This window comes from Methanocalculus taiwanensis (assembly GCF_024372745.1).
In the GTDB taxonomy this organism is placed as follows: Archaea; Halobacteriota; Methanomicrobia; order Methanomicrobiales; family Methanocorpusculaceae; genus Methanocalculus; species Methanocalculus taiwanensis.
Window position 1 is genome coordinate 54182 of sequence record NZ_VOTZ01000001.1, and the last position, 14126, is coordinate 68307.

The following is a 14126-nucleotide window of genomic DNA, read 5'->3' on the forward strand; positions in this document are numbered from 1 at the left end:
GATTACTTCACAGAGAGGTATGCTATGGGTCTATTTGGATGGTTCAGATCAAGGGACGGAAAGAAAGCCCGGGAGAGTGTAGAAGGTACCGAAGAAGCACATCTCCCGCGTCTTTCACTTGATGATTCGCTCGGAAACCCCGATCCCGAGGTTCGGATTGCCGCTGTACATTCGATTGCCGGTATCGGCGCTCCGGCGATCCCGCTGCTGATCAACACGCTCAGTGATGAGAGCTGGAGGGTGCGGAGAGCTGCCGGTACTGGTCTTGCCGGGATCGGGCTGCCAGCTGTCGAACCGATGATTTTGGCCCTCGATGGGGCAAGAACGGATGTAAAGAGAGAGATCATCCGGGCACTTACCATCATCGGCAACCCGGCGTTTCCCCCACTTGTAGTGGCACTCGACAACCCATCTGCTGACATCCGATCATGTGCAGTCGGTGCAATCGCAATGATGAAGAACCAGAACCGGGGCGAGGCGCTGACAAAAGCGCTCAATGATCCCGATCAGTCGGTCAGGGCGGCAGCCGCAGAGGCCTATGGCCATCTCCCGGATGAGCAGGGGATCCCGGTACTGATGGGGCTCCTCGGCGATCCGATCGGAGCAGTCCGGAAGGCTGCGATAAACGCCTGTATCCGGATAGGGAAACCTGCTGTTGGTCCGCTGATCAGAACGCTTGAAGAGGCCGGGCCTGCGATCAGATCCTATGCCGAAGAGGCGCTTGCCGGGATCGGATCTGCAGGAAGAACAGACATAACCAATATGCTGCATCACCAGGACCCGGCGATGCGGCAGTCAGGAATCCGTATTCTCGGAGAGATCAAGGATCTGAACACGGTCTCACACCTGATCGGGACACTCGCCGATCCGGATCCCGAGGTGCGGAATTCAGCGATTGCCGCACTTTCCGGCTTTGGGAAATCGGCACTGCCAGAGATCACCGCAGCTTTTGAGAACACCGATCTACGTGTCAGTGAAGGAGCTATGGAGATACTTGCCGGGATGGGTGAGCCGGCAGTTCCATCATTGATTGTGTACCTGAAGAATGAAGATCCATCCATGAGAAAGCGTGCGGCAGTTATCCTCGGTGAGATCGGTAGCTATGAAGCACATGAGCCCCTCATCGATCTCCTCCAGGATAGTGATCCATCGGTCCGCCGTGAGGCATTTGAGGCTATCGAGCAGATTAAAAGAAGGTAGGCTACTTCTGCTTTCTTCTCACCTTCATCGCATTGAGGTGTGAGCTGAGAAAGCCTGGTTTTTCAGTGGGGAATATCCCCTCTTTTACAGAACGGACATCCTCAACAGAGTAGAAGGCGTTGGGGTTGAAGTGCTTGATCAGCTCGATGATCTCGGTCATACGGGACCTGTTGATGACACAGAAGATCAGTTTGACCTCACCAGTCGCCCCTTCGGCATTGATCGAGGTGATACCGAAGTTCTTCTGTTTTAATGTCTCGACGAGCTGGGTCGCATCACGGTTTGTGATTACCCGTACAATCACCTGTCCGATTGAGAGGTGATCCTCAATGAGGATGCCTAAGAAGTTACCGAGCGCAAATCCAAGCCCATAGGCAATATAGCAGGCAGGATTATTCAGGTTCTTCATGATCTCGCCGATGGCAAGGAGCCAGACGATCACCTCAAAAAAACCGAGTGTGGGGGCGAGATACCGGTATCCACGGGCAACAAAGATGATCCTGAGCGTCCCCATGCTGACATCGACGATACGGGCGACGATGATGAAGAGAGGGATGATCACCCAGGTATAGAGATCCGCTACAGGAATACCGATGATCTCCATATCCCGTTACCAAAAAATTGACTGTATTATAAAAATACAGTTGTTACAGTACAAAGACGGCAGCTGCAATGACGGTGACCCATTTGCCATCCGCATCACCTTCAGCCGACTGGCAGATGTGGGTCGTTTTGATGATCTTGCCGCTTGCCTTATATATCTGTTCCCGTTCCTGCCATGCCTTATCAGGATCGAACTCGATCCCAAGTGTTGTGGCAAGCATCGTTGCGGCTAGATCCTCTGCATATTCACCCGAGACAAATGCAGTCTCGCCATACGCATGATGCTCGGAGAGATACCCGTACTCGTTTGCATCTTTTGGGAGTGCAAGCCCGATTGCAGCAGATAAAAGCCGGTTCGGCTCGCTCGTCTCATTCCGTGCCATCACGCAGTATACGATCTCACCGGTATTGAGCTCTTTGAGACCATCTTCCGGGGAGACGATCGTTGCGTTCGGGGGGAAGATACTCGACACATAGACGAGGTTGTACTTCTCGATCCCCGCCTTCCTGAGTGCAAGCTCAAATGAGGCGAGTTTGTCTTTGTGGACACCCACCCCTTTTGTAAAGAATACCTTTGAGGGAACAACCATAATCATCATTCGTATTTCAGGGAGTTTAAACTTTGTCCGTTGATAACCGCTTTATTCATCCCATGCCAGATGCGAACCCACCCCTATTTGGGTGATTGGATGGTACCGTGAGAGAGCAATAGTTGCAGCAAGTCCTGTACAATGGCAGGGATATATACTCTGTATACCCGAGCCAGCATACCATAGGGAGACTTCCTCTATACGTGCCGGGTTTGCAGAATAGAGGTGGAGACCTCCGATGACAGCAGTCACCCGGTCATCACCGCAGACGCTCCGCGCATATGCAACCGTATGCTCGATCCCTGCATGGGTGCAGCCGCAGATGATCACAAGACCGTTGTCTCCATGATACACAAGGCACGAATCCTCGATGACCGGATCAGGCACCCACCCATCTTTAGACAGAACAAAGGCACTGCTCTGTGCGGTCTGTTTCGGATTTTTGCGTGGAATCTCGCCGAGGAAGGTGATCCGTTCAGAGACCTTCTGCGGAGAGACAGAGGTCTTCACATCGCCGAACATGGAGAGATATTCAGCAGAGACAGGACAGCCGGCATCTCCACCTTCTTTTGCCTTCTTCCTCCCGAAGGTGGCGGGATGGGTGATGAAGACGGGGCGGCTGGCAGGTTTTCCCTCGATTCCGGCCCTTATATGATGCGCAACAAGGGATGGCAGGCCGCCGGTATGATCGATATGCCCGTGAGAGAGGACAACAAAACCGACATTCAAAAGATCGATGCCCATTGCAAAGGCATTATCGATGAAGAGATCCGAATACCCGCAGTCGAAGAGGATTTTGGAATCGCCATCCTCGATATAAAAGGAAATTCCAGGTTCACTCCTGAAGTAGCGATCGATTAAGGTGGTGTTCTCGATAAGTACGGTGAGGCGCATATACAACACTTAACACTGTGAGACGAAAGCCTCTTTCATACCGGCGGCGATGAAATGGGTATGTTCAGACGGGGTGCCATGCTGATTGCGATGCTGTTTTTTTTGGTTTCATCTGCCGGAGCCTTTTTTGTGGAGAGTGCAGATGGAGTCCCTGAGGGATACCTTGTATATGATGAGGAGCCTGAGCTTGAGATCTCTGTCACGTTCCCGGACTTAGATACCTGCTCGTTCCCATCTGAAGACACTCTGGAGCTTTGGACAGGGCTCTCAAATCCCGGCTGGACGGTTGAGATGCATAGATCAGGTGGTGTGAGCACCCTGAGGCAGAGCAGCAGGAGCAGGGAGAAGATCCCCGGATGGGAGCTCTCCTATCCATCTGGCGAGGATATCGGCCTGACTATCCGCCTGTCAGGCACCGTTCCCAGGATGGCTGAACCGGGGATGGCAACCATCATCTCGATACGCCAGCTCGACGGCTCCTCTACGCTCCGCGGGGAGAACGAGTACCTGATCATGCAGATGGCATATCCCGAGGGAAGCGTCCCCGCGAGCACCCCTCCGGATCCGGTGGCTGCCGCTCCCCCGTACCCGGATCTCTCGGCATTTACCGTATCTCAACGTTCAACCACACCGACAGGGTCGGTATCTTCAGGGGAGGAGGTGACCATCAGGACATACCTCTCTTTCGATCGCCAGCCAAAGACATCATTCCCGGTTGGGGATACGCTCAGGATGAGGACCACATTAATCGATGCGGACTGGGAAGTCAGCATATTCAAGAGCGGAGGCGAGACAAAACGGCTCCCCAAAATAGGGTATTATTATACCATCCCGGGATTCGAGCTCTCCTATCCGGTACGTGAGAACCTCGGCCTCTCTGTTGCGGTCACTGGAACAGTGCCCGTGCTATCGGCTGCGCCGCTCCTCGAGATCACCCAGTGCGGGCCGGACGGCTACACACGCGAGGGGGGAATCTTCACTCACCCGGCATGTATCTCAGGGGCGCTTCCAACAATAACACCGAGTCCGACAGAGACTCCGATCCACACACCTGTACCATCACCTGACGTGACCCTGACACCCACGCCAGAGCCCACCCCCACAATTACCCCGCTTCCTCCCCCTCAGAAGGGTGAGATCTTTTCCGATGGCATCTCCTTTGAAGGGGTTCTCGATCTGATCCAGGAGCTTGTCGGCCATGGCATGCTCTTTGTCGAGCGTATCAGCCCGCTCTTAGAACGTATCGCCGGGAGATGAGGAGGGATGATGGATGATATGGCAGATCATATCCTGAAGAGCCGGTACCTGCTCCCCGGCGAGAAGGATTTTACCGATATCTGCCGCCGCGTTGCCGGATGGATCGGGCGGGACGAGGCCGAATCAGGGGCATTCTTCCGGATGATGGAGAGTGGTGAGTTCCTCCCGAATTCTCCGGCCCTGATGAATGCGGGGACGCCATGCAACCAGCTTGCCGGTTGTTTCGTCATCCCGGTTGGAAACACGATAACAGGGATTTTTGAGGCAGTGAAGCAGGGTGCCATTATCCAGATGACAGGCGGCGGGACCGGCTACAACTTCTCGGAGATTGCACCCGCAGGCACAACCGCAGAGCCGGGAGGGGCGATCTCACCGGGTCCGGTTGCGTTTCTATCTGTCTTTGATACTGTATCGGAGGTGATCCGTCAGGGAGGGCGGCGACGAGGCGCGAATATGGGTATCCTTGATATCAGGCACCCTGATATCCTCGCCTTCATCGATGCAAAAGACAAGGAGGGGAAGCTATCGCATTTTAACCTCTCGGTGACTGTGCCGGATGCGGTGATGGAGGCATTTGAAGGCGGAGAGAGAGAAGAGATCCTCTCAATCCACCCGGCAACCGGAAGAGAGAATACAATCGGCTCTGTTTTTGACGCGATCATAAACGGGATACACCGGAACGGGGAGCCGGGGCTGCTCTTTTCGGATGCGATCAACCGGGAGAACAGAACCCCGCATCTTGGAGAGATCACCGCAACAAATCCCTGCGGAGAAGAGCCACTGCTGCCATTTGAAGCATGTATACTTGGGAGCATCAACCTTGCACGCTTTATAGAGGAAAGCACTCTTGACTGGAAACGCCTTGAGAGAACTGTCCGGCTCGCTGTCCGGTTTCTTGATCTGGCAATTGACAGATCATCATATCCTCTTCCTGAAAACGAAGATGCAGTGAAGAAGACGAGGAAGATCGGGCTTGGTGTGATGGGGCTGCATGATGCCCTCATCCTCTTAGGGCTCCCCTATGATTCGCCATCTGCACGAGAGTGTGCAGAGGAGATGATGGCCTTTATTTCAGAGACCGCTGTTGATGAGTCCAAACGGCTGGCAGAGGTTTTCGGCCCGTTCCCGGCATGGGAAGGGAGTGTCTGGGAGAAACCGGTGCGGAACGCCACCCTGACGACAATTGCCCCCACCGGAACAATCTCGCTCTTTGCCGGGTGCTCGCCCGGGATCGAGCCGGTCTACTCATTTGCTTTTTGGCGGAACAATACGGCGGGTGCTGAATTTGAGGTGATCCATCCACTCTTCTCAGCCCGTCTTGACGAGGAGATCGCCAGCCTTGGATACCACGGAGATGAGGGGCGTGCACGGCAAAAAGCAGTGATCGAAGAGGTCAGGCGCTGCGGCTCTCTTCAGCATATCGGATGGCTCTCTTTTGAATTCAGGAAGCTGTTTGTCTCTGCACTCGATATCAGCTGGAGGGATCACCTCCTGATGCAGGCTGCGTTCCAGCGCCACACCCATGCATCCATTGCCAAGACGATCAATCTCCCACACACAACCGGGCATGAAGCGATCAGGGAAGCGATCCTTTCTGCATGGAAGCTCTCCCTCAAAGGGATCACCCTGTACCGCACCGGGAGCAGGAGAGCAAGCGTCTACTCCCTTACCGGGTGCCGTTGGTGCGAAAGAGAGATACCATATGATGCAACAGAATAACACCTTTGATACACTATCACAGACAAAACAGCAGAAGACAGGGCTCAGGTCAGACGTGGAAGCGAATGGTAGTAATGCTTAATAATGAATACAGGATACACTATCGGTATGGCAGCTGACTCCGGGACTAAGCCCGGGAAGGTAAAAAACGGAAGACCCCTGATCCTTTTTGTTGATGATAACGATGTCCTCAGGAATATCATTTCTGAAGTGCTGGAACGGGCCGGTTACTCTGTTATCTGTGCCGATAGTGGAAAATCATGCCTTAAAACCTTAACCGAGATATACCCGGATCTGATCCTCCTCGATATCATGATGGAACCGATGGATGGATATGAAACGCTCCTTGCCATCAGGAAGAGCCCTGCGTGTAAGGATATTCCCATCGTCACCCTCACCGGCAAGATCTTCCTCCCATCCGAGATGATCGAGTATGGCAAAGAGATCAGCGGGTGGATAAAAAAACCGATCAGGATGGAGCCATTTATAGAGATGGTACAACAGATCTTTGCAGAGCTCGAAGAAGACAAAAGAGTCGCATTAGAGATGGCGGAGAACGGGTCTATCCAAGAGCAGTACAATATTGCTATGCACCGCCGCCGCCACAGGGTATTGAACCGGATCTATGAAGGAATCCTAAATCAATGCATCACGCCTGAAAAGGAGATCTGTTCTGCATGGGGTGAAGATACAAAGATGATGCAACAGATAATCTCAGAGGAAGAGGAATGGTGCAGAGCTCATGGGCTCCTGTGAGAATACACACAACCATTTCTTCTTTCCTGTTCTCTTCCTCTTTCTTCTAGCAACAACGCTGACATCGTTTGTTAATTACCTTCTTTTCCATACAATAGCCGAACTCTTCTCGATTGTGATCGGATGCCTCATCTTCATGATCGCGTGGACGGCACGGGATCGGATCGAGAACAGCTATCTCCTCTACATTGGTGTGGGATATCTCTTCATTGCCGGTCTTGATCTCCTTCATACCCTCGCCTTCAAGGGGATGAACATATTTGCCGGGTATGACGCAAACCTCCCAACCCAGCTCTGGATAGCAGCCCGGAGCCTCGAGGCTGCAACTCTATTAATCGCAGCATTCCTCATTCCGAAAAAGGTTGATCTCAGGCTCCAGTCTGGGTTCTATTTCGCTCTTGTTGTTGCCCTGATCTGGTCCATCTTCACACCTGGGATGTTCCCGGACTGCTTCATCGAAGGGAGCGGGCTGACTCCATTTAAGATTTATATGGAATATCTCCTCTCGACCCTCTTTGCTGCTACAATAGTGCTCATCTACCAGAAAAGGGCATATTTCGAGCCCGGGATACTTCACCTGATGATCGCAGCCATCGGAACAACCATTATCGCCGAGCTCGCATTCACCTTCTACATAGATGTTTATGGGCTGTCAAACCTGATCGGCCACCTCTTCAAGATCATCTCATTTGCCCTCATCTATCTGGCTCTGGTGGAGACCGGTATCAGGCGCCCGCTTGAGATCCTGTACCGCGATCTTTCAGAGAGCGAAGGGAAGTTCCGGGGGCTCTTCCAGATTATGAAAGAAGGATTTGCGCTCCACGAGATCATCAGGGATGATGACGGCAATGCCATTGATTACCGGATTCGTGAGGTTAACCCGGCATTTGAGGAGATCCTTTCGATTCCCGCAGAAGGTGCGATCAATAAGACTGCCAGTGAACTTTATGGAGCTGAAGAGCCACCATTTTTGGATCGGTATGCGAAGGTTGCAGATGGAGGGGAGCCGATCACCTTCGAGGAGTATTTTCCAGAGCGGAATAAGTACTTCAGTATCTCTGTCTTCTCTGAAAAGCCCGGAACATTTGCCACCATTTTTACAGACATTACCAGGACCATTCTGGATCAAAAGGCACTCCACCTCGCCAATAAAAAACTCAATCTGCTGACAAGCCTCACCCGACATGATATCTTCAACAATATAACAGCTGCCGAAGGGTTCCTGTACATGATAGATACTGCGGATATGCCACCAGATACAGTCCGGTACTTCAACGGCCTTCGCGAACAGATCAAAGCGATAGAGAGGAAGAATGAGTTTTCCCGTGATTACCAGAATATGGGAATTCAGGCGCCTTTATGGCAGTCTCCTGAAAAGATCCTCAAGGAGTATCTCGCCGACCATACTGATACCGTTGATATCACAATTGAGCAAAACCTTGCCGGATATGAGATCTTTGCGGACCCGATGCTCCCCCGTGTCGTTGAGAATCTCATTGGAAATGCTCTTATCCATGGAAAAACGCTGACATCTATCAGATGGTACACAGAGGAGAGGGGTGGTTCTCTTCTGATCATCTGTGAAGATGATGGAGTGGGGGTTGTGGACGAGAAGAAGCAGTCGATCTTCAAGCCTGCGTTTGGAAGAAACCATGGTTTTGGGCTCTACCTTGTATGCGAGATCCTCTCAATTACAGGAATAACCATCAGGGAGAACGGAGTCTATGGAGAGGGGGCCCGCTTTGAGATAGAGGTGCCAGCGGATGGATTCAGGAAGATCTCCTGACACTATTCCTCAATAACCGTATCGACAAAGGTGGAGAGCTGCATCAGGAGATCGGGATCAAGCCCTTTTTCTGCTGCGAGAAAGACCCCGGCAACCCCGGCAAGGCGGAGGCGGTTTGTCACGAAATGCATGAATTTTGAGATGTTCTGGGTGGGAAGGTAGATCAGCATCGTCGATACCGAGTCAAGGATGATACAGGCTTTTCTTCCTTCCATCTTTTTTAAGATGCCTGTGACGGCTATTCCCATATCAGTCAGGTTTGAGGGGTGATTGATATAAGTCGTCATTGGATCTGAATCCGGCTCCTTTCCAAGCGAGTACCGGGTGATCGCATCGATATACCAGATTGACTGCGGATCGATTCCGGCTTTCTTATACAGCATTCTCAGGATCGGAGAGGGCTGGTTTGTAGTGATCACAATCGCGTCATACCCGGCGCTGGTGATCTCACCTGCCAGCGCAACCGAGGCTTTCTTCATGGCATTTGGCTCTGCAAGCAGGAGATAGATCTCCCCCTCTTCGATAACATGGGGAACTGTTGCATCTGGCATGGCTACTCCAGGAGGAACTTTTCGTATGCTTTTGGAATATCTGTGCCCTCACCGGTGAGAGCGGCATTGAGTTCCCGGATCGTCTCTGCGATCTGTGCCAGGTGGGTCATCTGCACCTTCAGCCGGAGGGCGGCGGCATCGCAATCGATGGTATCATCATAAAACATCCCGAGAATATCCCCGATATTCTCACGGACAACCTCAACTGGCATCTTCAGACGGGCTGTCGCCTCCCTGATATACGCTATCATCGTCCGTTGCGCCTTCTTCACCTCTGTAATATCCCGAATCAGAAGGGAGAAGCCCTCACCACCGGAGAGCGGCGCAACAGAGATGATCACATCATGCTCCATTCCCCGCCGATCCGGCAGGATAGCGGAGATCACTGCATGATTTGATTGTGAGATCGCCTCAGCAATCCGTTCTTCGCCATCTTTCAGCTTGATTAGATCCAAAATCGGCGCATCAAGGGCGCTCTCCTCGGGAATGCCGGTCATCTCTTCTGCGGCTTTGTTCCACGAGAGGATGGTGCCGGATCCGGAGATGCTGACGATCGCCTCCTGTGAGGTCTGCACAATCGTCGAGAGGAGCCGCATCTGCGATTCTGATCGCTTCTGTTCGGTCATGTCACGGATGATAACGATGGTGTGGGGACGGTTTTTTATCATGACCCATGAGATGTTGAGTTCGGCTGAAATCAAACTACCATCCTTTCTTCTGGCATCAAGTTCATGGGATCCGGTCTTTGTAAGCACCGACTGCCACTGTGTACGGGCAGTTTCCGGTGCAAGGAGATCGATGACATTGATACCCTTTGCCTCCTGCTTATGATAGAAGAAGATCCGCTCTGCCGCGGGATTCCAGTACGTAATTATGGAGTGTTCATCAAGGAGGATGATGCCGTTATAGGCAGCTGATGTGATCCCGTGAAAGAGTTCCTCTCGTTCACGGAGCTGCCGTTTGTTTTGAACCTTATCGGTGATATCCACCCCGACTGCCACATACCCGGTGATGGAACCGCCGGGGGAGCGGACTTCGCTTGTATTCCATGAGATATATTTCTCACTTCCAAGCCCGGTGATGATCCTTGTCTCAAAGTTCCGGAGATATGCCTGCTCCTCGATCACATTGGTGATCATCTTTGTGATCTCTTTCCTGTACACTGGATCCGGGTACAACTTCTTCCAGATCCAGCTCCCTCCGATCACCTCCCCGGCAGGATAGCCGGTGATCTGTCCGGCAGCAACATTCCAGAAGAGTATCGTTCCATCCGGAGCGAGGAACGCCACCAGTGCATTCATCCGCTCGATGATCGTCTGGTGAAAGAGGCTTAGATCGGCAGTCATCATATACCAGACGATGATTGAGGGCGAGAGAGAGATATAATTAACCGTGTATCAGCTGACCTGCCCCCGTGATGGCACAAACCTCTTCACCTTATACGAAGTAACAGTACTGGATTTTATGCGCATACCAATACGAGAAGTCACCCCACAACTTGAGCGTGCGACAATCGCCGGATGGGTGCATGAAGAGCGGGATCTCGGCGGCCTCGCCTTCTTCCTGATCCGGGATCGGACCGGGATCATGCAGGTGACTGTTCCAAAGAAGAAAGTCCCTGAGGATGTACTGATTGCAATCAAAGAGGTATCAAGAGAGTCTGTTGTTCGGGTATCCGGGATCATCAAGGCAACTGAAAAGGCGCCCGGCGGAAGGGAACTTGTCCCTGAAAGTTTTGAGATCCTGGCAAAGGCGGCATCCCCGCTACCCCTTGATGTCGCCGAGAAGGTGCCTGCCGAGATCGACACCCGGCTCGATGCCAGGTTCCTTGATGTCAGGCGGCCGAGGATTGCGGCAATCTTCTCGATCAGATCCCGCATGATGGAGGCGACGAACAGTTTCCTCTTCAGGGAGGGTTTTCTCCAGATCACCACTCCGAAGGTGGTGGCAGCCGCAACCGAAGGCGGCACCGAACTCTTCCCAATCGCCTATTTTGAGAAGGAGGCGTTTCTGAGCCAGAGCCCGCAGCTCTACAAGCAGATGATGATGGCAGCAGGCTGTGAGAAGGTTTTTGAGATCGGGCCGATCTTCCGTGCTGAAGAGCATAATACAATCAGGCACTTGAATGAGGCGACCTCGATCGATGTCGAGGTCTCGTTTGCCGACCATACCGATGTGATGGTGCTCCTCGAGAAGCTTATACATGAGATCTACTCCTCTGTTGCAGAGAACTGCACTGCCGAGCTTGAGCTTCTCGGGATACCTGATCTCCAGGTGCCCGAGAAGACGCTCCCCCGCCTTCCCTATGAAGAAGCAATTCTGATTGCTGCAAAGAAGAGCGAGGAGCCGATTGCATATGGGGATGATCTCGGGACAGCATCAGAACGTGCAATCGGCGAGGAGATGGGCACCCACTACTTCATCACCGAATGGCCGACCTCAATTAGGCCCTATTATGCGATGCCCTCTGCTGCCGATCCTTCGATCTGCAATGCATTTGATCTGATGCACCCAAAGATGGAGCTCTCATCCGGTGCACAGCGGTGCCATGTCTATGACCTGCTTGTGGAGCAGATCAGATCAAAGGGCCTCTCCCCCGAAGGCTTCGAATTCTACTTAAAGCCCTTCCAGTACGGGATGCCGCCGCATGCCGGCTGGGGGCTTGGCGCCGAGCGGCTCGTCATGACGATGTGCAATCTCCAGAATATCCGTGAAGCGGTCCTTTTCCCACGTGATCGCCACCGTGTGACACCATAAGCCATGTCCTCGCCTGTCTATACTCCCGGCATGATCCTCCCGACAACCGTTGTCGGGAGCTTCCCCGCAGTGAAAGGTACAGGACTCTCAGCAGTCCTTGATCCCTACAAGCATGCGGTCCGGTTCGCAGTAGCTGAGCAGATCCGGGCCGGGATCGATATCATCTCGGACGGGCAGGTGAGGGAAGGGATGATCAGGGCATTCACGGCAAAACTGCCCGGCATCCAGGATGACTGCGTGATCTCATCGGTGCAGTCCGCGGCAACAGGGATCACCGTTGCCGATACGCGGTATGCGCTCACACAGGCGAAGAAGGTAAAAGGGATCCTCACCGGCCCCTCATCAATTGCCCATGCACTCCGGATCCAGACGCCGGCATACCGGAACCGTGAGGAGCTTGTGATCGATATTGCGCATGCCCTTGCAGCAGAAGGGCGGGCGCTTGCACGGGAAGGTGTATCTTTGATCCAGATTGATGAGCCGATCCTCTCGACAGGAGCCGCCGATATCGGAACCGGGGCAGAGGCGATTGGGATCATCGCAGCAGCGGTGGATCTCCCTATCTGCCTGCATGTCTGCGGACCGCTTGCGGGGATCATCGACCGCCTCCTCAGGCTGCCGATTGCGATCCTGGATATCGAGGCAGCGACCCAGCCCGAGAACCTCGAGATCTTTTCGGATAGGGATCTGAGGGGGAAGATGGTCGGCTGCGGCTGCGTTGCTTCCTCTGACCACGAGGTTGAATCCGTTGACCTGATCAAAAAGCGGATCGAGCGATGCATCGATATATTCTCGCATGATACGATCCTGATCGACCCGGACTGCGGACTGCGGATGCATACGCCGGAAGGGGCATTTGCGAAACTCTCCCGGATGTGTGAGGCGGTACAGCTGGTACGGGGAGAATATCAGTAGGGTGCGGGATTAGAGATTCCGGTACCAGAACAGGTCTACAAGGAGCTTGCAGAGATGAAAACAACGGGTCAGACAGATACAGGTATTCAGGGAGAGATGATCGAGGATCAGAAGAGACGCAGGCTTGAAGAAGATGCTAGGATCTGGAGCAGCCGCAGAAAAGATAGCTATCTCCCATTATCTGAGATTAGCGATTAATACCCTCCCTTATCCTCTGGTGTGAGCTGGCTGATTGAGATCAATCATCTCCCCAAAGAGAGATCCCGCATCTTTGCCTATCTCATCTCACGGGATTCATTCTCAATTGAATCTGCAAGCTCCGGGTTTGGGCCATTATCCCTGAGGACCTCCGAGAGCATCTTTTTCTGGGGAGTGTATCTCAGGATCACTTCCGAGTAACTCATCTTCGTCCCTTTCTTCAGGGATAGGAGTCGATCATAGGCTTCGTCACTGATCCGGATTGTTCTGTAGCCCATGGTAGATCACCAAATTCTGCATGACTCTCAGTGATCAGGGAGCTCCCTCTCTTCACACCACCCTTGACGTCGTCGAGAGTTCAAGCCCCTCCCCGGTGATCACAAAGGGGATTGTCCGGTCAGGGAGCCGCATGCCCCGGTACTTCATGATCTGGAGCCTGCGTTCGATCTGCGACTGGTGGAGATCAGCCGTCAGCCTGATCACGATATCAGCCTGCCTGAAGACGAGCGCCTCTTCATAGGGGGTGTGAAGCCCTTCGTACAGCGTACAGAGGAGGCAGCCGGCATCATTCCTGAAGGCTGCGGTTGTCGTTGTAAGAAAACGCAGTGCCTGGGCAATGCCCCGATCAAGGATGATTGTGGAGAGTGAATCGACAACGGCGGCATCCCCCCGGATATCGTGGGCAAGATCCTCAATCGAGAGCCCGCCGGCCGGGAACATCCCGTCCCGTGCCTCTTCATCGAGGAGGAGATAGACGCCCCTGTTTGCTTTTGCAAACTGGGCTGCGAGGCTCTCCATGCCAGATAAGGGGGATCCGTACATGACAATCCGGCTTCCTGCCCGGTATCCCCCGCCAATGACCGGATCGAGGCCAGGTACTCCGCTCGTTCTCATTATTGC

At 53.2% G+C, this 14126-nt stretch carries 15 protein-coding genes; 8 read left to right on the plus strand and 7 right to left on the minus strand.

The window, feature by feature from the left end:
* The first annotated feature begins 24 nt into the window (after window positions 1–24).
* On the plus strand, window positions 25–1200 hold the full coding sequence (locus tag FTO68_RS00220; protein ID WP_255331336.1) for a HEAT repeat domain-containing protein: 1176 nt from the start codon (window positions 25–27) through the stop codon (window positions 1198–1200).
* A 1-nt stretch (window position 1201) separates the two neighbouring features.
* On the opposite strand, the gene FTO68_RS00225 is transcribed toward FTO68_RS00220, so the two are convergent.
* Genes FTO68_RS00225 through FTO68_RS00235 form a run of 3 tightly spaced genes read right to left on the minus strand, consistent with a single transcriptional unit; the run spans window position 1202 to window position 3287 of the window.
* A complete protein-coding gene (locus tag FTO68_RS00225) occupies window positions 1202–1804 on the minus strand; it encodes a DUF2179 domain-containing protein (protein ID WP_255331337.1) in 603 nt (200 codons plus the stop codon).
* Window positions 1805–1847: 43 nt separating this feature from the next.
* On the minus strand, window positions 1848–2393 hold the full coding sequence (locus tag FTO68_RS00230) for a pyruvoyl-dependent arginine decarboxylase (RefSeq protein ID WP_255331338.1): 546 nt from the start codon (window positions 2391–2393) through the stop codon (window positions 1848–1850).
* 51 nt (window positions 2394–2444) lie between these two features.
* Window positions 2445–3287 (minus strand): MBL fold metallo-hydrolase, encoded by an 843-nt coding sequence (locus FTO68_RS00235; protein WP_255331339.1) that lies wholly within the window; start codon window positions 3285–3287, stop codon window positions 2445–2447.
* A 60-nt stretch (window positions 3288–3347) separates the two neighbouring features.
* On the opposite strand from FTO68_RS00235, the gene FTO68_RS00240 reads away from it, so the two are divergent.
* From FTO68_RS00240 to FTO68_RS00255, 4 genes are all read left to right on the plus strand, one after another.
* Window positions 3348–4544 carry a hypothetical protein gene (locus FTO68_RS00240; protein ID WP_255331340.1) on the plus strand — a complete coding sequence of 399 codons (1197 nt, stop codon included), beginning with the start codon at window positions 3348–3350 and terminating at the stop codon, window positions 4542–4544.
* Window positions 4545–4562: 18 nt separating this feature from the next.
* Window positions 4563–6263, plus strand: a complete 1701-nt coding sequence (locus tag FTO68_RS00245) for an adenosylcobalamin-dependent ribonucleoside-diphosphate reductase (RefSeq protein ID WP_255331341.1) — start codon at window positions 4563–4565, stop codon at window positions 6261–6263.
* A 108-nt stretch (window positions 6264–6371) separates the two neighbouring features.
* The gene (locus FTO68_RS00250) at window positions 6372–7019 is read left to right on the plus strand and encodes a response regulator (protein ID WP_255331342.1); all 648 of its coding nucleotides are present in this window, start codon (window positions 6372–6374) and stop codon (window positions 7017–7019) included.
* Window positions 7006–8805, plus strand: a complete 1800-nt coding sequence (locus FTO68_RS00255; RefSeq protein WP_255331343.1) for an MASE3 domain-containing protein — start codon at window positions 7006–7008, stop codon at window positions 8803–8805. Before FTO68_RS00250 ends, FTO68_RS00255 begins: the two co-directional genes overlap by 14 nt.
* Window positions 8806–8807: 2 nt before the next feature.
* Here FTO68_RS00255 and FTO68_RS00260 read toward each other — a convergent pair whose 3' ends face one another.
* Window positions 8808–9356 carry a DUF7504 family protein gene (locus FTO68_RS00260; RefSeq protein ID WP_255331344.1) on the minus strand — a complete coding sequence of 183 codons (549 nt, stop codon included), beginning with the start codon at window positions 9354–9356 and terminating at the stop codon, window positions 8808–8810.
* Between the two features lie 2 nt (window positions 9357–9358).
* A complete protein-coding gene (locus FTO68_RS00265) occupies window positions 9359–10705 on the minus strand; it encodes a PAS domain-containing protein (RefSeq protein ID WP_255331345.1) in 1347 nt (448 codons plus the stop codon).
* A gap of 115 nt (window positions 10706–10820) precedes the next feature.
* On the opposite strand from FTO68_RS00265, the gene aspS reads away from it, so the two are divergent.
* The 3 genes from aspS to FTO68_RS00280 are packed head-to-tail and all read left to right on the plus strand — an operon-like array spanning window position 10821 to window position 13226.
* On the plus strand, window positions 10821–12113 hold the full coding sequence (gene aspS / locus FTO68_RS00270) for an aspartate--tRNA(Asn) ligase (protein ID WP_255331465.1): 1293 nt from the start codon (window positions 10821–10823) through the stop codon (window positions 12111–12113).
* Between the two features lie 3 nt (window positions 12114–12116).
* Window positions 12117–13028: a methionine synthase gene (locus FTO68_RS00275; RefSeq protein WP_255331346.1), complete on the plus strand. Its 912-nt coding sequence runs from the start codon at window positions 12117–12119 to the stop codon at window positions 13026–13028.
* Window positions 13029–13082: 54 nt separating this feature from the next.
* A complete protein-coding gene (locus FTO68_RS00280) occupies window positions 13083–13226 on the plus strand; it encodes a hypothetical protein (RefSeq protein WP_255331347.1) in 144 nt (47 codons plus the stop codon).
* Window positions 13227–13303: 77 nt separating this feature from the next.
* Here FTO68_RS00280 and FTO68_RS00285 read toward each other — a convergent pair whose 3' ends face one another.
* Window positions 13304–13504, minus strand: a complete 201-nt coding sequence (locus tag FTO68_RS00285; protein WP_255331348.1) for an antitoxin VapB family protein — start codon at window positions 13502–13504, stop codon at window positions 13304–13306.
* Window positions 13505–13556: 52 nt separating this feature from the next.
* Window positions 13557–14120, minus strand: a complete 564-nt coding sequence (locus tag FTO68_RS00290) for an RAD55 family ATPase (protein WP_255331349.1) — start codon at window positions 14118–14120, stop codon at window positions 13557–13559.
* Between the last annotated feature and the right edge of the window lie 6 nt (window positions 14121–14126).